The following is an 18835-nucleotide window of genomic DNA, read 5'->3' on the forward strand; positions in this document are numbered from 1 at the left end:
GTCGGGTGCTGGTGAAATGCCTGAATATCGGCTCCATTTGGGCCCGTTAACGACTTGGCATAGACCCTGCTTTTGTGGAGCCACTTCGGCACGGGGCAAGTCGGGCAATCAATCACCGGGCCTCCGCCGGAGAGTGTTGGGCCCGGTAACGAAATGATCGAACGACTTGCGCGTGGGCGCAGCCTGACGATGACCCACATGTTGTTTATAGCGGAATGCCCGGGAGGCGCTCAGTGAAGAAGATCGAAGCCATCATCAAGCCGTTCAAGCTCGACGAGGTGAAGGAGGCGCTTCAGGAGGTGGGACTTCAGGGCATCACCGTTACCGAAGCGAAGGGTTTCGGCCGGCAAAAAGGCCATGCCGAGCTCTACCGGGGCGCCGAATACATCGTTGATTTCCTGCCCAAGGTGAAGATCGAGATCGTGATCGGCGACGACCTGGTCGAGCGCGCGATCGAGGCGATCCGCCGCGCCGCCCAGACCGGCCGCATCGGCGACGGCAAGATCTTCGTGTCCAACATCGAGGAAGCCATCCGCATCCGAACCGGAGAATCCGGGCTGGACGCGATCTAGCCTGACCGGGGGGCCTCAACGGACCGTCCGCTCCAGGCCCCCCACGGAACGTTTGCTGCGCCAGCAGCCCCCACGGCAGCTCGAGTGTCCTCTGCGAGGCGCTTGCACGCGGCCGTTTTGCCGTTTCCGATGTTGTCTTGGCTCCCGCACGAGGCTATGGAGCATGACCCGCGGACGCCGTCCCGCGCCGGGCCGTGACGTTATAAGCCAAGAGGGGTATTCATGAAGACCGCCAAGGACGTCTTGAAAGCAATCAAGGACAATGACGTCAAATACGTCGACCTCCGCTTCACCGACCCGCGGGGCAAGTGGCAGCACGTCACCTTCGACGTCAGCATGATCGACGAAGACATTTTTGCCGAAGGCACGATGTTCGACGGCTCCTCGATCGCCGGCTGGAAGGCGATCAATGAATCCGACATGTGCCTGATGCCCGACCCGGTGACCGCGACGATCGATCCGTTCTTCGCCGAAACCACCATGATCATCACCTGCGACGTGCTCGAGCCGACCACCGGCGAGCCGTACAACCGCGACCCCCGCGGCATCGCCAAGAAGGCCGAGGCGATGGTGAAGTCGATGGGCGTGGGCGACACCGTGTTCGTCGGCCCCGAAGCCGAGTTCTTCGTATTCGACGACGTGCGCTACAGCTCGTCGCCCTACAACACCGGCTTCCGCCTGGACTCCTCGGAGCTGCCGACCAACTCCGACACCGAATATGAGGGCGGCAATCTCGGCCACCGCATCCGCACCAAGGCGGGCTATTTCCCGGTGCCGCCGCAGGACTCGGTGCAGGACATGCGCTCGGAGATGCTCGGCGCCATGGCGCGCATGGGCGTCAAGGTCGAGAAGCACCATCACGAGGTCGCCTCGGCCCAGCACGAGCTCGGCATGAAGTTCGACACGCTGACCTTGATGGCCGACCAGATGCAGATCTACAAATACTGCATCCATCAGGTCGCGCACATCTACGGCAAGACCGCCACCTTCATGCCGAAGCCGGTCTATGGCGACAACGGCTCGGGCATGCACGTCCACCAGTCGATCTGGAAGGACGGCAAGCCGGTGTTCGCGGGCAACAAGTATTCCGACCTGTCGGAGACCTGCCTGTCCTACATCGCCGGCATCATCAAGCACGCCAAGGCCATCAACGCCTTCACCAACCCGTCGACCAACTCCTACAAGCGTCTGGTCCCGGGCTATGAGGCGCCGGTGCTGCTCGCCTACTCCGCGCGCAACCGCTCGGCGTCCTGCCGCATCCCCTACACCTCGTCGCCGAAGGCCAAGCGCGTCGAGGTCCGCTTCCCCGATCCGCTCGCCAATCCCTATCTCGGCTTTGCCGCGATGCTGATGGCCGGCCTCGACGGCGTGAAGAACAAGCTCGATCCGGGCCCGGCGATGGACAAGGACCTCTACGACCTGCCGAAGGAAGAGCTGAAGCAGATCCCGACCGTCTGCGGCAGCTTGCGCGAGGCGCTCGAGAACCTCGACAAGGACCGCGCCTTCCTGAAGGCCGGCGGCGTGTTCGACGACGACTTCATCGACAGCTACATCGCGCTGAAGATGACCGAGGTCGAGCGCTTCGAAATGACCCCGCACCCGGTCGAGTTCGACATGTACTACTCGGGCTGACAGCCCGATTGATCGGCGGATGACGACACCAGGGCGCCCCTCACGGGGCGCCCTTTTCATTGGTGTCGCAGTGCCGTGCTGCGAATGCCAAGGCCGGCATGAGCGCCAGAACGGCGGTACGACATTCCTCCCAATGACGAATAGGGACAGGCGCAAGGAATAGATCGGGCCGGAATGAGTTTCTATCCCTGTGATCCACATGCATTGGGAGATTTCGAATGACCAGGCTTTCGATCTCGCGCCTCTTCCTGACCGCCGCAATCTCACTCGCGGCGATCTCGTCCGCCAGCGCGGCGCCTCCAACCAAGAGCGGCAGCAGCACGAAGGGTGACATCCTCACCGACAACAAGGGCATGACGCTCTACACGTTCGACAAGGACGTCGACGGCAAATCAGCCTGCAACGGTCCCTGCGCGACCAACTGGCCGGTCCTGAAAGCCGAAGCCAGCGACAAGGCCGACGCCAACTACACCATCATCACCCGGGACGACGGCTCCAGGCAGTGGGCTTACAAGGGCAAGCCGCTCTACACCTTCGCCAAGGATCAGAAGCCCGGCGACATCACAGGCGACGGCTTCCTGAACAACGCCTGGCATCTCGCAAAGCCCTGAGCGGAGCTGCGCTCTCGCCACGCGCGGGACGAACTGCACGGATTGGGCTTGGCCGTAGGAGACGGCCGCTCTCGGAGAATCCGCCGGACGCGCCTGCGACCGGCGCCCATTGACGAGCGCTGCGTTGTCGTGGCTATCGAGAAACGCGGCAAGCTTTCCTGATGGAGATCTTGCCGCACCACCCCTGCCCCCAGCGCCCTTCACCGGGCGCCTTTTGTTGGTGGCTGCTCATCTGCGATGATCCAACGGGACTCGTCCTTCGAGACGCTCGGCTATCGCCAAGCTCCTTAAGGATGAGGAGATGGAGGTCGCGCGAGGCCGTGGTTTCTCCTCATGGTGAGGAGGCGCGCGCCCATGAGTCAATGAGATCATCCGACAGAAGTGCGCGCCGTCTCGAACCATGAGGCCCGAGGGCGCACTCAGCCGCTATTTCTCGGGAAACCTCACCACGATCTGCTCGACCACCGGTCCCCATTTGCGCAACTCCGCCTTGTCGGATGCGATGCGATCACCGATCGGATTTCCCTCGTGGTCGTCACTGCCGAAGCGAACGCTGACGGAGCATCCACCCGGCAAAGGACGGCTCAGCGTGCCGCCTTTCCAGTCGACAACGAAGCCGCCACCATCGGTGAAGAACTCGCGGATCAGAAACGGCCTGCCATTGATCTTCTGCACCTCGGCCAAAGTGGAGCCGAGCGTCACGCCGGCAACGTTCCAATGACTCGTCTTGGAGTCGATCAAGGTGAGACGTGACACCCGCCGCATCGTCTCGTCAGCAAAGCCGATCTCGATACGCCAGTCCGGCACTTTTGGCGACAGCACGACGCCTTGATAGGTGATGTCCTCCACCCCGGTGAACAACTGGTCGTCTGTCACCGCCTCCTGGCCGTAGCGCTGCATCAGGCTCTTGGCGGAGTCCGTGACCGACACCGGCGAGGTGCAGGTGATCGGCCCATCGGCAGGCGGCGCGGTCTGTGCCCATGCCGGCGCAGCCAGAAGCATCAACAACAAGCTCGTTCGGCGCATGCTCATCCCGGTCAGTCCTGCGACTATGAAGCCATCACTTCGCGGCGAAATTGATGCCGATCTCGGTGACGACGGGCGCGAATTTCACCAGCGCCGGATTGTCGGACGACACCTTCACGCCATCGCCCGAGAGCGCTCGCGGTGGGTCCTTGTCCTTGCCGAAGCGCACGGTGATCGAGCAGCCGCCCGGCAGGATGCGTCCCAGCGCGCCGTTCTTGAAGTCGGTGACGAAGCCGCCATAGTCCCAGCCGAAGCCGCTCACGACGAACGACTTGCCATTGGCCTTCTGGACCTCGACGAGGCTGGCCCCGATGGTGATGCCGGCCACGCTCCAGCGGCTCGTCTTGGCCGTATCGCGCAAGGTGAGCCCGGACACCGTCGCGACCTTATCGTCGATGAAGCCGACCTCGATGCGCCGGTCCATCGCCCGCGGAAACAGCACGAGGCCCTTGTAGGTCTCGCCCTCGGCGCCCGGCAGATCCTGAACCACGGCCTCGTCGCCATAGCGCTGCTTGAGGCTGTTTGCCGAATCGGTGGCCGCGACCGGCGACGAGCAGGTGATCGGGCCTTCCATCGGCGGCGTGCCTTGGGCCAAGGCCGGAGCGGCGCGGAGCACAATGGCGACAGTCAGGACGTGGCGCATCACGGTTTCCTTGTGACGAGCTCACGATGAGCCGTCTCTGCAGCTTCGTCTGCCGTTTTGGAAACCCGGTTCAGCCCCGACGTCAGGATGACAGCTGCCGCTTCCTCACCGCCTCACCGAACGCCTCGAACAGCTTGCGATTGATCGGGTTCTTCTGCGGGTCATATTCGGCATGCCATTGCACGCCGAGCGCAAAGGATGGCGCGTCCGCGATGCGGATGGCCTCGATGGTGCCGTCCTCGGCGATGCCCTCGATCACGACGCGGTCGCCCGGCTCCAGGATGCCCTGACCATGCAGCGAATTGACCTTGATGCTGTCGCAACCGAGGATGCTGGCGAAGGCACCGCCCGGCGTGAGCCGCACCTCGTGGCGATCGGCGAACACGACGTTGGGATCGGGATGGATCTCGCCGTTCTCCAACCTGGGCATGCGGTGGTTCATGCGGCCGGGAATCTCGCGGATCTCCGGATGCAGCGAGCCGCCGAAGGCGACGTTCATCTCCTGCAAGCCGCGGCAGATGCCGAACAGCGGGATGCCTCTGGAGACGCAGGCTTCCGACAACTGCAGCGCGACCTCGTCGCGGTGGACGTCGTAGGGCTCGTGCTTGAGGCTCGGCTCGGTGTTGAAGCGGGTCGGGTGCACGTTGGCGCGGGCGCCGGTCAGCACCACGCCGTCGACGACATCGAGCAGCGCGGCGATGTCGGTGATCTCGGGAACACCGGCAAACATCAGCGGTAGCGCGCCCGCGACCTCGGCCACGGCGCTCAGGTTGCGCTCGCCCACCATCTGCACGGTGAACCTGTTCTCGACGCGATGGCTGTTGCCGATCACGCCGACCACCGGACGTTTCATTGTTTTTGTTTCTCTCCCCTCTTATGTGGCCGTTGGCGGCCGCGTCCGCCAGTGTGGCAGGCACAAATCATGCCTGCGTCGCACGGCAGGATCAACATATGGCCACGCGGGTCCCCAATGCCAATTCCGGACACCCCCGCAAGCGTCCTGCAGCGCCCCGCTTCCCCAAGCCTGCGCTTGATCCGCCAGCCGTTTTCGCCAATGTGTGGGGGCCGATCAGCACAGAGGATGCCTCATGACCGCCCCCGCCGACCCACGCCTCCAGGCCCGCAGCGACCTGGCCTGGGCCATTGCCGTGGGCGGCATCGGGGTAACCCTGTTCATGGCCGGCATGGCCTTCACCTGGTATTACGCGGCTGCGATCTTCCTGTTGTTCGCGGGCATGCTGCTCGGCGTCGCGCTCAACGCGATGACCAGCCTGCTCGGCCGCGTCCTGCCCTGGCCGCATCCGGCGCGGCTCGTCATCGTCTGCCTGGCGCTCGCGGCCGTGCTCGTCGGCATCGTCTTCCTCGGCGGCACCACCATCGCGGACCAGGCCAAGGTGCTGAGCGATACGATCAAGTCGCAGCTCGGCAACATCAAGGGCTTCCTCGACCGCAACGGCATCGACACCAGCTTCTTCGACTTCAACGCCGCGAGCACGGCCACTGCCGCGCCTGATGGCGGCTCGACCACACCGACCCAGACGCCGTCCCATGGCCTGCCGGGCGGCCTGCCCTCGCCGAGCGCGCTGGCCTCCTCCGGCGGCGCCATCGTCAGCCAGACCTTCAAGCTGCTGCTCGGCACCGTCAGCGCCGTCGGCAACTTCTTCATCGTGCTGTTCCTGGGATTGGCCTTCGCGGCCCAGCCGGCGGTCTACCGCAGCGGATTGCTTTTCCTGGCGCCGGCGAAGTACCGGGACCAGGCCACCGTGATCGTGGACCGCATCAGCTACACGCTGGAACGCTGGCTGATCGCCCAGATCACGACGATGTTCGCAGTCTTCCTCGTCACCTGGATCGGCCTCGCCATCATCGGCGTGCAGAGCTCGTTCATCCTGGGCATCCAGGCCGGCCTGCTGGCGTTCATTCCGACCGTCGGCGCGATCATCGCCGGCGTCATCGTGGTGCTGGCGAGCCTCGCCTCCGGCTGGGTCGCTGCGGTCAGCGCCTTCGTGCTGTTCCTCGGCGTGCACGCGATGGAGAGCTACGTGCTGACGCCGCTGATCCAGCGCCAGGCGCTGGACATCCCGCCGGCCACGCTGTTTGCGTTCCAGATCCTGCTCGGCATCGTGTTCGGCGTCTGGGGCCTGACCCTGGCGCTGCCGCTGATGGCGATCGCCAAGGTCATGATCGACTATTTCAAGAGCGACCGCCGCACCGAGGACGCCGCGGCCGCGATCTGAGGCCCGGTCAGAGCCCGCTCAGCCGGCCGGCATCGCGGTCTCGACCAGCTTGGCCCAATAGCTGATGCCGTGCGGGATCACGTCGTCGTTGAAATCATATTCCGGGTGATGCACGCCGGCCCCATCGCCGATGCCCATGAAGACGAACGCGCCGGGCCGCGCCTGCAGCATGTAGGCGAAGTCCTCGCCGCCGAGCCGGGGCGGCATGTCGGTGATGACCTGTTCCGGCCCGACGACGCTGCGCGCCACGTCGGCCGCGAACGCAGTCTGCTCCGCATGGTTGATGACGACCGGATAGCCCCATTCGTAGTCGATCTCCGCCTCCACGCCCATGCCGCTCGCGAGCGCCGTCACCAGGCCCTTGAAGCGTTCGTCCATCAAGCGGCGGATGTCCTCATCGAGCGTGCGCACGGTGCCGCCAATGACAGCGGTCTGCGGAATGATGTTGTCGGCGGTCGTCCCCGCGTGAAAGCGCGTGATCGACAGCACCGCGCTTTCGACCGGATCGACGTTGCGCGCCACGATCGTCTGCAGCGCGGTCACGATCTGCGCGCCGGCGATGATCGGATCGACGCATTTGTTCGGCCGCGCGGCGTGGCCGCCGAGGCCCTTCAGACGCACCTCGAAGGTGTCGGCCGCGGCCATCACCGCGCCGGTGCGCGTCGCGACCGTTCCGAGCGGCAGGCCCGGCGCATTGTGCAGGCCGTAGACCTCCTCGATGCCGAAGCGCTCCATCAGGCCATCCTCGACCATCGCACGGCCACCGGCCCCACCCTCCTCGGCTGGCTGGAAGATGACGATGGCCGTGCCGGCGAAGTTGCGCGTCTCGGCGAGATAGCGCGCCGCGCCCAGCAGCATCGCGGTGTGGCCGTCATGGCCGCAGGCGTGCATCTTGCCGGGAATGGTGGACTTGTGCGGGATGTCGCTGACCTCCTGCAGCGGCAGCGCGTCCATGTCGGCGCGCAGGCCGATCACCCGCGGCGACGACTCGCGGCCGCGGATGACGCCGACGACGCCGGTCCGGCCGATGCCGGTGACGACCTCGTCGACACCGAACGAGGTCAAGAGCTCGGCGACGCGCCCGGCCGTCCGATGCACCTCATATTGGAGCTCGGGATGCTGGTGGAAATCGCGGCGCCAGACCTTGGCGTCTTCCGCCAGCTCGGCGGCGCGGTTGATGATCGGCATGACGGAGTTCCAGAAAATGAGGAGCGCGTCATGGCGACGCGCATGTCATCCCATTGCATGTCGGGCCACGGCAAAAGACAAGCGCTATCAGCACATGCGATGCTGCGCAGCCTGCATTGCCGCGGCGACGCGGCCGCGCGAAACGCCTGAGCCGATCCTGCTTATGATCGAAGGCCGCGCAGCTCGCGCGCGAGGTTGGCCCGCGCCTTCTGGTCGAGCGCAGCGGCAAAGCCCGCATCTGGATAGATCACGGGGCGCCGCGCGAACCGCTCCAGCACCGCCGCGCGCCCGGCGCGGTAGGCGTCGTCCGGCACATGCGCATATTCGCGCCGGATCGCATCCGCGTAGACGTCGTAGCTGGCCTCGTCGGCGCCGAGAATGGCGAGATCGATCGAGACGAGCAGCGCGCCCAGCCGATCGTCGGGCGCGACATCGTGCGTCCGGGTCAGCCGGATCAGGCGTCCGACCTCGTCGCGCAGCTCGGGCGCGACGTGACGCTCGGCAAGGATGGCGCTCTGCTCTTCATTGTCGGACCGCGTGGGATCATACACGGCGTCGTGCCACCAGATCGCCAGCGTCAGGACCTCGCGCTCGCGGACGCTGAGGTCCGCGACGCGATCGAGCTGGTCCAGGCAATCCTGGACGTGGCGAAGATCGTGGTAGTGCCGTCCCCCGGCAGAGTAGGCTTCGACCAGATCGTCGTGCGTCATGTTGTGTTCCGTGGCGGAGCAGCGCTGACGCGCGGCCTCAGCCGGCCGAGGTCAGCACCGTCTCGGTGTGCTCGACATCCGGAGGATTGGCAAAATACTGCCCGACCAGGCCACGCCATTCGGTGAAGTTCTCCGAGCCGCGGAAATCGACCGTGTGGTTCTCGAGCGTTTCCCACTTCACCATCAGGCGGTAGCGCTGCGGCTTCTCGATCGATTTGTGCAGCTCGAAGCCGTGAAAGCCCTTGGAGCGGCCGAAGGCGGCGCGTGCTTTCGCGACCGCGGCCTCGAAATCCTTCTCCGTGCCCGGCTTGACGTCGATCTGGGCGATTTCCGTGATCATGTTCTGTCGGCCTCCCCTGGTGTGGGCCGCTTGTCTAGCCCAGACCTCGGGAGAGCGAAAGCCGCACCTCAGCTGGACAACACCGCCTCTCCCGACTGCGGCAGGCTGGCAGCCGCGGCAGCGCGCTGGCGGCGGTAGCGGTCGAGCGACAGCGGCAGCTCCGCCGAGGCCTCGACCCGGTTGCGACCGGAGCGCTTGGCCTTGTAGAGCGCGGTATCGGCGGCCGCGAGCAGCACGTCGAGATCGGTCCCGCCCGGCCCGCCGGCAACGCCGATGCTGACGGTGGTATCGACCGGCTTGTCCTCGCACACCACGCCGGAGGCCGCGAACGCCTCGCGGACACGCTCGGCGGCGACCATGGCCTCTTCGATGGAACAGGGCAGAAGTGCTGCGAACTCCTCGCCGCCGATCCGGCCCGAGAGATCGGTGAGGCGTAGATTGTTGACCACGACGTTTGCGAACAGCTTCAGGACCTCGTCGCCCTCGGCGTGACCGAAGCGGTCGTTGATCGACTTGAAATGATCGATGTCGAAGATCAGCACGCTGACCGGGCGCTGCTCGCGCGCCTCGCGCTCGATCAGCTGCGCGCAGGACTCGGCAAAGCCGCGGCGGTTGAGCAGGCCCGTCAGCGGGTCGGTGGTCGCCGCGCGCTTGTGGGCGCTGACGATGCGCTCGGACACCAGCATGAAGATCACGAACACGGTGCCGACCGCATACAGCACGAGTTCGATCGAGAAGATCGTGACCCAGGCGGCGGCGAAGGCGCCGTCGGAATCGCGCAGCATGTTGCCGAGCAGGATCGGCAACATCAGCACGAAGCCATGCATCACCGGTACGATCAGCGCCGGCCAGCGCTTGTGCAGGGTCCGCCGCCGCTCCTGCCACAGCTCGGCCGCGGTCAGCATGGCGTAGATCACGACGATCGCTGCGCCGATCGTCAGCCGCAGCGCCTGCGCCGACGCATCGAGCAGCATGCCGCTGGCGATCCAGACCGTCGCGCCGAGCACGAGCCCGGGCACGCTCGCCGGCTTGCCGTGGAACACGCGCGCGGCGTTCCACACCATGGCGGTGGCGATCAGGCCGATGGAGCTCAGGAACAGCGACACCACCTCGCCGTAGAGCTCGCCGATCAAGGTCCACAGCGCGATCGCGACCGCGCCGAGGACGTAGGCCGCGCCCCACCAGCGCAGCGCCGGCGTGTTCTCCTGCCGGCCGAAGTGGAGCAACATAGCGCCAAGCAGCGCTGCGACCATGGTCGCTACGATGTCGAGCGTCATGCTATCAAGCGCCATCGATCACCTCGCTTGCTGCGGCGGCGCGGAAATTCAGGGTTAGCGCGGCCTTATCGCGATCAACCTAGCGGGCGGTTTGTTGGAAAGAGGTTTGCCTGGGATACCAAGTTTTCTCGAAAAGCTCGGCACAACTCGTCAGCAAATTGCTGCGCAAGAAATCTGCAAACAGGATTCAAAAATGCCGGGGCAATCCGCGCGACCGCCCGCCCTGATTGTACACGGCACAGCGTCATTCATTGATAGTTGTGCGCCCCATCGTGCGGAATCAATGGTTTCCCGTCCTGCGGCGAACACTCATCGAAACGATAAGAAACCTTCTCAAATTTGAGATCATCTCTCCCTAACACGTCCCGACCGCGGCGCGATCCGCCGCTCGAGGTGGGGACAAGGATGTCTTTCGACGACGATTCATCGAACAACAAGGCGGCCGCAGGCGATCATCCGGCGCGCGACCCGCAGCCGGCGCAGGGCGTCGATCGCCGCACCCTGCTGCGCAATGCCATGGGCGTCTCGGCGCTCGGCCTCGGCGCCAGCCTGCTGCCCGGCCAGGCGGCGCACGCGCATTGGCGCATGCACCGTCACCATCGTCACGTCACGACCAGCTTCGCGCTCGCCGTCCTTCCCGATACGCAGTTCTACTCGCGCTATGCGACGTCAGAAGAAGGCCAGGCCTATCAGCGGCAATATGGCAGCACGCCCTACCCCGCGCAGACGCAGTTCATCGTCGACAACGCCGCGAAGTACCACATCCCGTTCACGATCCACCTCGGCGACGTCGTCGACCAGTCCAAGCATCCGCAGCAATGGGCGGTCGCCGATGCCGCGATGAAGCTCTTAGAGAACGCCGGCCGGCCGTATTCGGTGCTCGCGGGCAATCACGACGTGCTTTCGGCGCTGGAATTCGAGAACGCGGCGAGCCAGGGCGCGGGCACCGATGCGCAGCGCGGCGCGTCCGAGCCTTATCTCACATGGTTTCCGACGAGCCGCGCCGCGAAGCAGCGGACCTTCCTGGAGCGGCATCCGAGCGGCTGGCACGAGGCGCATGTGTTCCATGCCTGCGGCGTCAGTTTCATGGTGCTGTCGCTGTCGTGGCGCGCCTCGGACGATGCGATCGCCTGGGCGCGCAGCATGATCGCGCGGCATCCGATGCTGCCGGTGATCCTCGCCAATCACCAGTTGCTGAACATCGCCAATGACGGCACGAGCCCGCTCGAGGTCGCCTACGGCCAGTACCTGTGGGAGAAGCTGATCCGCAGCAACGACCAGATCTTCATGACCCTGAACGGCCACTATCACGGTGGCGCGCTGCTGACGAAGATCAACGACTTCCACAACCCCGTCCACCAGATGGTGGTCGACTATCAGATGGCCTATCAGGGCGGCAACGGCCTGATGCGGCTGTACGAGTTCGACTTCACGGCCAACAAGATCGACGTCGCCTCGTTCTCGCCCTGGGTGGTCGAGAAGCCGAAGGACAGCCTGAAGCAGTTCGACCGCGCCTGGCTGTCCGAGGACAATCACGCGTTCTCGATTCCCATCGACTTCCACCGGCGGTTTTCACGCTTCACCAATTTCAGCCATCTGCCGGCCTTCGCCGGCACGCCGATCCTGCCGCGCCTCAAGCAGGATCTCTACGCCAACTACACCGAGGCGCCCGAACCGGTGGTGGTGCCGCCCGCGAACGAGCAGGACTATCCGCTCGTGGCCGAGACCGTTGCGCATTGGCGGATCACGTCGTCGGCGATCGGCAGGGCCGTGGCCGCCGGCACCGCGCTGTCGGACCTCACCGCCGCCAACCCGATGCAGCGCGCCACGCTCGCGGGTGCCGCGGAGGTCGCCGACGTCGTCTTCACAGCCGACAAGCATCGCCTGTCGTCGGCGCCGGGCAGCGTGCAGTTCCTCAACACGACCAAGCAGGGCGCCGGCCGCTTCAGCTGGTTCACGACCGCGGCCAACGCGCCGATCAACGCGGCAACGTTCGCATCCGGCTACACCGTCGAAGCCTTCGTCAAGATCGATCCGAACTGGAAGGCCGCCGACCACGCCTGGTGCAACATCCTGACCCGCTTCGGCAACCGCGGCTGGCTGCCGGGCTACGCCGGCGGCGATCCGGAATCGCCGCCGATCCTGTTTGCGATCTCGAACCTGCGCGAGGTGCAGTGGGAGATCGTGCCGTCGAGTTCGACCCAGCAGCCGCAGACCGACTGGTCCGGCGAGATCATGCTCGACACCTGGTATCACCTCGCGATCGTCAACGATCCCGCCGACAATTCGACCGTGCTCTACATCGAGGGCGCGCCGGTCGTGCGCAGCGTCATCGGCGGCAACGGCATCGCCTCGACGGCGGCGTCGCAGCCCTGGGCACTCGGCTGCGGCTGGTGGGACCGCGCGCCGTCGGACGGCTTCATCGGCAGCATCGGCGAGGTCCGCGTGGTGTCGAAACCGCTGGCGCCGAGCCAATGGCTGACCGCGCGCCGCGCCAGCGCCTGACCCGCGCAAGCCTGCGTCAAAAGCAAAACGGGCGCCCGCGAGGGCGCCCGTTCGTATTTGAAGCTGATGGATCCGGACGGAGCCGGAGCCAGGCGATCAGCGCTTCGAGAACTGGAAGGAGCGGCGGGCCTTGGCCTTGCCGTACTTCTTACGCTCGACGACGCGCGAGTCGCGGGTCAGGAAGCCGCCCTTCTTGAGGACGCCGCGCAGCTCCGGCTCGAAATTCGTCAGCGCCTTGGACAGGCCGTGACGGACCGCACCGGCCTGGCCGGACAGGCCGCCGCCGGCGACCGTGCAGATCACGTCGTACTGGCCCTTGCGGGCAGCGACGACCATCGGCTGCTCGATCATCATGCGAAGCACCGGACGGGCGAAGTAGACCTCGATGTCGCGGGTGTTGACGGTGACCTTGCCGGAGCCCGGCTTGATCCAGACGCGGGCGACCGCGTCCTTGCGCTTGCCGGTGGCATAGGCGCGGCCGAACTTGTCGACCTTCTTCTCATACTTCGGAGCGTCGGGAGCCGTGACGGCACCCTTGAGCTGCGACAGCTGATCGAGAGACTGGATGCTTTCGGCCATCTTATGCGGCCCTCGTGTTCTTGCGGTTCAACTTGGCGATGTCGATCTTCTCGGGGTTCTGCGCTTCGTGCGGATGATCGGGTCCGCCATAGACACGCAGATTGCCCATCTGCACGCGACCGAGCGGCCCGCGCGGGATCATGCGCTCGATGGCCTTCTCGATCACGCGCTCGGGGAAGCGGCCCTCGAGGATCTGGCGCGCGGTGCGCTCCTTGACGTGGCCGACATAGCCGGTGTGCTTGTAGTACACCTTCTGCTCGCGCTTGCGGCCGGTCAGCACGGCGTGCGCGGCATTGACGATGATGACGTTGTCGCCGCAGTCGACGTGCGGCGTGTAGATCGGGAGGTGCTTGCCGCGCAGCCGCATGGCGACCAGCGTGGCGAGACGGCCGACGACCAGACCCTTGGCGTCGATCACGACCCACTTCTTCTGGACCTCGGCCGGCTTTGCCGAAAAGGTTTTCATGAGAGATATCCGTGACAGGGAGAATGCGGCGCGGGTGACGCACCGAACTGGTCGCAGCTTCTAGAGAAGCGGCCTGCATTCGTCAACGCCATCGGCGTCAAATTAATGCAACAAAAACAGCAGCTTGCAAATATGGTGCAATAATACCCTCGAAAACCCTACGCATTCGGAATGGAATAGGTCGCCGTGACATGGGCGATCGGATCGGGCGATTCCCCTGACAGCAGCGTGACTTCGCCGACCGCGAGCCGCTTGCCGAGCTTGAGCAGCCGCGCCTCCGCCAGCACATCGGCGCCGGCCGCGCCCTTGCGCAGGAAGTTGATGTTGAGATTCGTGGTCACCGCAAGACCGACCGGACCGATCGCCGACAAGAGCACCACGTACATCGCGAAATCGGCCAGCGCCATCAATGTCGGCCCGGAGACGGTGCCGCCGGGGCGCAACATGCGCTCATTGAAGCGCTGGCGCATCCGGCAGCTCTTGCCGTCGGCGCTCTCGATCGAAATGTCACCGCCGGTGCGGAACGCCTGGGGAAATTCCGCGTGCAGGAACGTTTCCAGCTCCGCGATGGTCATCTTCGCCGTCATCTCTCCCCCTGCTCTCGTCGTTGCTCATCTGTTACATTAGCTGCATCGATGCGCCCATATGGAAATCGCAATGTCCGTCCCTGCCCTCGCCGACGCCGCCGATACGCCGATTCTGTTGCGCGAGATGGCGGGCCCCGTCGCCGTGCTCACGCTCAACCGCCCGGCACAGCGCAACAGCCTGTCGGAGCCGCTGATCGCAGAGCTGCATCGGGCCCTGGCCGAGATCGGCGCCGACAAGGCCGTGCGCGCCGTGGTGATCGCAGCGAATGGCCCTGCGTTCTGCGCCGGCCATGACCTCAAGGAACTCACCGCGCATCGCAGCGAGGCCGACCGCGGCCGCGCCTTCTTCGCCCGGCTGATGAACGCCTGCAGCGCGATGATGCAGGCGATCGTGCATCTGCCCAAGCCGGTTGTCGCGTCCGTGCAGGGCATCGCCACCGCCGCCGGCTGTCAACTGGTCGCGAGCTGCGATCTCGCCGTCGCCTCCGAGCGCGCCTCGTTCGCCACGCCCGGCGTCGACATCGGCCTGTTCTGCTCGACGCCGATGGTGGCGCTGTCGCGCAACGTACCCCGCAAGCAGGCGATGGAGATGCTGCTGACCGGCGAGCCGGTTCCCGCTGTCCGCGCCCGCGAATTGGGCCTCGTCAACCGCGTGGTCACGGCCGGCACGGAACGCGACACCGCGATTGCGCTGGCACAACAAGTGGCGCGCAAATCGGCCTATACGATCAAGCTCGGCAAGGAGGCATTCTACCGCCAGGCCGAGATGAGCCTTGCCGACGCCTATCGCTATGCGGCAGAGGTGATGACGCAGAACATGCTCGCCCGCGACGCCGAGGAAGGCATCGGCGCCTTCATCGAGAAGCGGACGCCGAATTGGCGGGACGAGTGAAGCTCGCCCTGCTCTCTCCTTCGTCATTGCGAGCGCAGCGAAGCAATCCAGAGTCCCGCTCGAGCCCCTGGATTGCTTCGTCGCAAGTGCTCCTCGCAATGACAGAAACTGAAACTGGCTCGTCATTCCGGGGCGCCCGGAGGGCGAGCCCGGAATCCATAACCACGATCGGGAGTATGGATTCCGGGCTCGTGCTGCGCACGCCCCGGAATGACAATAACTAATAGAAGCGTCCCGCCATGAATCACGACACCTATCCCGACGACTACATCCGCGGCATTCTCAACGGCGTGAAGGTGATCGCGATGGTCGGCGCCTCGCCGTCGGAGATCCGGCCGAGCTTCTTCGCCTTCAAATATCTGGTGCAGCGCGGCTACGACATGATCCCGGTGAACCCCGGCCATGTCGGCAAGAGCCTGATGGGCCGCCCCTTCGTCGCCTCGCTCGCCGACATTGGCCGCCCGCTCGACATGGTCGACATCTTCCGGAGCTCGCAGCACATCATGCCCGTCGTCGACGAGGCGCTGAAGCTCTCACCTTTGCCGAAGGTGATCTGGATGCAGCTCGGCGCGCGTGACGATGCGGCGGCCGAAAAGGCCGAGGCCGCTGGGCTGAAGGTCGTGATGAACCGCTGCCCAAAGATCGAATATGGCCGGCTGTCGTCGGAGATCTCCTGGATGGGCGTCAACTCGCGCACCATCAGCGCCAAGCGCGCGCCGATCCCGACGCAAGGGATGCGGCTGTCGCTGAACCGCACCAGCGTCGGCGGCGGCACGACGGCCGCGGCCGACCGCGCCGCGAAGGACAGAAGCGATCCCGCCTGACGCATCTGCGAAAGGAACGTGTTGCGACGACGGCGCGACACAGCAGCGCATTTCAAATCGGAGCGATCGGCGCCGGCAGCCTTGACGCCATCCTGGCCGCTGGCAAATGTCCTCCGCCGGGATGACGCGGAGGCGCACGATGCGCGCTATCGACACCGTCTCCCATCATCGATCCCTGCGCCAGCCGGCGCCGGCGCGCAACGGATCAAGCCAAGAGGAAACACCATGACCGAACGTCCCCCGGGATTTGCCACCCTTGCCATTCACGCCGGCGCCCAGCCCGACCCGACCACCGGCGCGCGGGCGACGCCGATCTACCAGACCACGTCGTTCGTGTTCAACGATGCCGACCACGCCGCCTCGCTGTTCGGACTGCAGGCATTCGGCAACATCTACACCCGCATCGGCAACCCGACCAACGCCGTGCTGGAGGAGCGCGTCGCCGCGCTCGAGGGCGGCACCGCCGCGCTTGCCGTTGCCTCGGGCCATGCCGCGCAGGTCGTGGCGCTGCAGCAGTTGCTGTCCCCCGGCGACGAGTTCATCGCCGCGCGAAAACTCTATGGCGGCTCGATCAACCAGTTCACGCATTCGTTCAAGAGCTTTGGCTGGAACGTGGTGTGGGCCGACACCGATGACGTCGCGAGCTTCGAGGCGGCGGTGAGCCCACGCACCAAGGCTGTATTCATCGAGTCGATCGCCAATCCCGGCGGCACCATCACCGACATCGAGGCGGTCGCGCAGGTGGCGCGCAAGGCGGGCGTGCCGCTGATCGTCGACAACACCTTGGCTTCGCCCTACCTGATCCGCCCGATCGATCACGGCGCCGATATCGTGCTGCACTCGCTGACCAAGTTCCTGGGCGGCCACGGCAACTCGATCGGCGGCGTCATCGTCGACGCCGGCACCTTCGACTGGGCCGGCAGCGGCGATAAATATCCGATGCTGACGCAGCCGCGACCGGAATATCACGGCATCCGGCTGCACGAGACGTTCGGCAATTTCGCCTTCGCGATCGCCTGCCGCGTGCTGGGCTTGCGTGATCTCGGACCGGCGTTGTCGCCATTCAACGCCTTCATGATCCTGACCGGCATCGAGACCCTGCCGCTGCGCATGCAGAAGCACTGCGACAATGCCAAGGCGGTCGCCGAATATCTCAGCAAGCATCCCGGCGTGGCCTCGGTGAACTACGCCGGCCTGCCCGAGGACAAGTATTACACGCTCGCCCGCAAATACTGCCCGAAGGGCGCCGGTGCCGTGTTCACCTTCTCGCTCAAGGGCGGCTACGACGCCGGCGTCAAGCTGGTGTCGAACCTGAAGCTGTTCTCGCATCTCGCCAATGTCGGCGACACCCGCTCGCTGGTGATCCACCCGGCCTCGACCACGCACAGCCAGCTCGACGACGCGGCGAAGATCAAGGCCGGCGCCGGCCCCGACATCGTCCGCATCTCCGTCGGCATCGAGGACAAGGAAGACCTGATCGCCGACCTCGAGCAGGCGCTGAGCGCGTAAGGCGCGTTTCGCTCCACGGATCGCGCCGCGCGTCGACATGCGGCATGACGAGCGCATCTCTCACCACGTCATGGCCGGGCTTGTCCCGGCCATTCATGTCTTTGCCCCGGCAATGACGACGTGGATGCGCGGGCCGTCGCCGCGCCGAAGGGGCTTCGGCCCCGCAGGCGGGAAAAGCCCGCGCATGACGAACAACTGACAGCTGAGGCAGCAAGCGGCCCCGAAAACAAAGAGAGCGCGGGCGGCCCCCTTGGGCTTCCGCGCTCTCCTTCGTCCCACGGCCGGGCCGTTGCCGGCTTCTCGGACCGCGCCCTCGTTAACTCCAGGTGATCATCTCATCAGCTGCAACAGGCGCGTGTGCATCTGGCCGGCCAGAGGCAGCGCGGAGGCCGCGATCAGCCGGCTCGCCGACAGCGCCTGCAGGCCGGCGGCGCCCTCGTCAATGGCAGCGAGTTCAGCGTTGACTGAGCCGGTCCGTGATTGGAGATTTTGGCGCGCCGACGCCGAAAACATGATCACCGACATGCTCGAAACCTTCTGGTCTGAGACTCTGATGAAATGCAGCAGAGATTTTCGCGCCCGGACGCAGCGGCCGGGCTGCATTCGGCCGACCTTCAAAATCGCCGGCAGCAGTAAGCTTGCACCCGCAGAACTTAACAAAAGCTGAAAATGCCCGTCCTTCTACGGATGATTGCAGCCAACTGTCGGATGCCGGAAGGATTTCGTTAACCATACCCGGCTCATCCTGCCGCCCGTGGAATCGCCTTCCGGACCCGCGTGAAAGCAGCGGTGGATGTATCGCGAAGCGCCGACGCCACCCGAACAGAAGTCGAGGAGAGCAGGATGCGAACGTTGGTGATCATGATGCTGCTGGCGGCCATCGCGGCGAACGGCGTCGTGCTCGCGGCCGACCTGCCGGCCGTCCACGACAAGATCGTGCACACCAAGGCCCGCCGCGCCGTGAGAGCGCCGCCGCCGACGGTCGTCGTCGTCAGGGACCAGGACTCGCTGATCTCCCCGATGTGGCCCTCGACGCCGCTGCTGTTCGGCCGCCAGGAGCTGCCCGGCTATTACGGCCGCGCCTTCTCCTACGACTACCAGGGCCCCTATTACGGCGGCGAAGGCTATACCAACTACATGTTCCGCCTGCCCTACGCGTGTGGCGTGTATGGGTATTGCTGAGCGGGGTGCCGTTGGCATGTAAGTAGCCCGGATGGGCGAAGCGACATCCGGGACG

The 18835-nt window shown here is 65.4% G+C and carries 20 protein-coding genes; 9 read left to right on the forward strand and 11 right to left on the reverse strand.

The window, feature by feature from the left end:
• The first annotated feature begins 233 nt into the window (after positions 1-233).
• The 3 genes from QX073_RS20145 (at position 234) to QX073_RS20155 (ending at position 2815) form a co-directional block, all read left to right on the forward strand.
• Positions 234-572, forward strand: coding sequence for a P-II family nitrogen regulator (locus QX073_RS20145; RefSeq protein ID WP_009027873.1), 339 nt, complete (start codon positions 234-236; stop codon positions 570-572).
• A gap of 222 nt (positions 573-794) precedes the next feature.
• Entirely contained in the window at positions 795-2204 is a 1410-nt protein-coding gene (gene glnA, locus QX073_RS20150) for a type I glutamate--ammonia ligase (RefSeq protein ID WP_006611030.1), read from the forward strand.
• Positions 2205-2422: 218 nt separating this feature from the next.
• Positions 2423-2815, forward strand: a complete 393-nt coding sequence (locus tag QX073_RS20155) for a hypothetical protein (protein WP_315711527.1) — start codon at positions 2423-2425, stop codon at positions 2813-2815.
• A 426-nt stretch (positions 2816-3241) separates the two neighbouring features.
• On the opposite strand, the gene QX073_RS20160 is transcribed toward QX073_RS20155, so the two are convergent.
• From QX073_RS20160 to QX073_RS20170, 3 genes are all read right to left on the reverse strand, one after another.
• Complete coding sequence (locus QX073_RS20160; protein WP_410051865.1) at positions 3242-3817, reverse strand: hypothetical protein; 576 nt, start codon at positions 3815-3817, stop codon at positions 3242-3244.
• A gap of 58 nt (positions 3818-3875) precedes the next feature.
• Entirely contained in the window at positions 3876-4484 is a 609-nt protein-coding gene (locus QX073_RS20165) for a hypothetical protein (RefSeq protein WP_315711525.1), read from the reverse strand.
• Between the two features lie 82 nt (positions 4485-4566).
• On the reverse strand, positions 4567-5337 hold the full coding sequence (locus QX073_RS20170) for a gamma-glutamyl-gamma-aminobutyrate hydrolase family protein (RefSeq protein ID WP_316226254.1): 771 nt from the start codon (positions 5335-5337) through the stop codon (positions 4567-4569).
• Between the two features lie 235 nt (positions 5338-5572).
• On the opposite strand from QX073_RS20170, the gene QX073_RS20175 reads away from it, so the two are divergent.
• A complete protein-coding gene (locus QX073_RS20175; RefSeq protein WP_315711522.1) occupies positions 5573-6721 on the forward strand; it encodes an AI-2E family transporter in 1149 nt (382 codons plus the stop codon).
• An 18-nt stretch (positions 6722-6739) separates the two neighbouring features.
• Here QX073_RS20175 and QX073_RS20180 read toward each other — a convergent pair whose 3' ends face one another.
• The 4 genes from QX073_RS20180 to QX073_RS20195 form a co-directional block, all read right to left on the reverse strand.
• Positions 6740-7909 (reverse strand): M20 aminoacylase family protein, encoded by a 1170-nt coding sequence (locus QX073_RS20180; RefSeq protein WP_315711520.1) that lies wholly within the window; start codon positions 7907-7909, stop codon positions 6740-6742.
• 161 nt (positions 7910-8070) lie between these two features.
• Entirely contained in the window at positions 8071-8619 is a 549-nt protein-coding gene (locus QX073_RS20185) for a phosphohydrolase (protein ID WP_316226255.1), read from the reverse strand.
• Positions 8620-8656: 37 nt separating this feature from the next.
• A complete protein-coding gene (locus QX073_RS20190) occupies positions 8657-8959 on the reverse strand; it encodes an antibiotic biosynthesis monooxygenase family protein (RefSeq protein WP_315711517.1) in 303 nt (100 codons plus the stop codon).
• Positions 8960-9027: 68 nt separating this feature from the next.
• Complete coding sequence (locus QX073_RS20195) at positions 9028-10251, reverse strand: GGDEF domain-containing protein (protein ID WP_315711515.1); 1224 nt, start codon at positions 10249-10251, stop codon at positions 9028-9030.
• Positions 10252-10641: 390 nt separating this feature from the next.
• Between QX073_RS20195 and QX073_RS20200 the strand changes: the two genes are divergently transcribed.
• Positions 10642-12741, forward strand: a complete 2100-nt coding sequence (locus QX073_RS20200; protein WP_316226256.1) for a LamG-like jellyroll fold domain-containing protein — start codon at positions 10642-10644, stop codon at positions 12739-12741.
• 96 nt (positions 12742-12837) lie between these two features.
• Here the strand turns inward: QX073_RS20200 and rpsI are convergent, their stop codons facing one another.
• The 3 genes from rpsI to QX073_RS20215 form a co-directional block, all read right to left on the reverse strand.
• Positions 12838-13320: a 30S ribosomal protein S9 gene (gene rpsI, locus QX073_RS20205; RefSeq protein ID WP_172109671.1), complete on the reverse strand. Its 483-nt coding sequence runs from the start codon at positions 13318-13320 to the stop codon at positions 12838-12840.
• 1 nt (position 13321) lies between these two features.
• The gene (rplM, locus tag QX073_RS20210; protein ID WP_315711511.1) at positions 13322-13786 is read right to left on the reverse strand and encodes a 50S ribosomal protein L13; all 465 of its coding nucleotides are present in this window, start codon (positions 13784-13786) and stop codon (positions 13322-13324) included.
• Positions 13787-13944: 158 nt separating this feature from the next.
• Positions 13945-14373: a PaaI family thioesterase gene (locus QX073_RS20215; protein ID WP_315827182.1), complete on the reverse strand. Its 429-nt coding sequence runs from the start codon at positions 14371-14373 to the stop codon at positions 13945-13947.
• Between the two features lie 70 nt (positions 14374-14443).
• Between QX073_RS20215 and QX073_RS20220 the strand changes: the two genes are divergently transcribed.
• The 3 genes from QX073_RS20220 (at position 14444) to QX073_RS20230 (ending at position 17598) form a co-directional block, all read left to right on the forward strand.
• Positions 14444-15265, forward strand: coding sequence for an enoyl-CoA hydratase (locus QX073_RS20220; RefSeq protein WP_315750868.1), 822 nt, complete (start codon positions 14444-14446; stop codon positions 15263-15265).
• 239 nt (positions 15266-15504) lie between these two features.
• Entirely contained in the window at positions 15505-16089 is a 585-nt protein-coding gene (locus tag QX073_RS20225) for a CoA-binding protein (protein ID WP_315711509.1), read from the forward strand.
• Positions 16090-16314: 225 nt separating this feature from the next.
• Positions 16315-17598, forward strand: a complete 1284-nt coding sequence (locus QX073_RS20230; protein WP_315750864.1) for an O-acetylhomoserine aminocarboxypropyltransferase — start codon at positions 16315-16317, stop codon at positions 17596-17598.
• Positions 17599-17928: 330 nt separating this feature from the next.
• Here QX073_RS20230 and QX073_RS20235 read toward each other — a convergent pair whose 3' ends face one another.
• On the reverse strand, positions 17929-18123 hold the full coding sequence (locus QX073_RS20235) for a hypothetical protein (protein ID WP_316226257.1): 195 nt from the start codon (positions 18121-18123) through the stop codon (positions 17929-17931).
• Between the two features lie 318 nt (positions 18124-18441).
• Here QX073_RS20235 and QX073_RS20240 point away from each other — a divergent pair, with 318 nt between their 5' ends.
• Positions 18442-18780, forward strand: a complete 339-nt coding sequence (locus QX073_RS20240; RefSeq protein WP_315750861.1) for a hypothetical protein — start codon at positions 18442-18444, stop codon at positions 18778-18780.
• Positions 18781-18835 lie beyond the last annotated feature (55 nt).

The sequence above is a fragment of the Bradyrhizobium sp. SZCCHNS3052 genome (assembly GCF_032484495.1).
Lineage (GTDB): Bacteria > Pseudomonadota > Alphaproteobacteria > Rhizobiales > Xanthobacteraceae > Bradyrhizobium.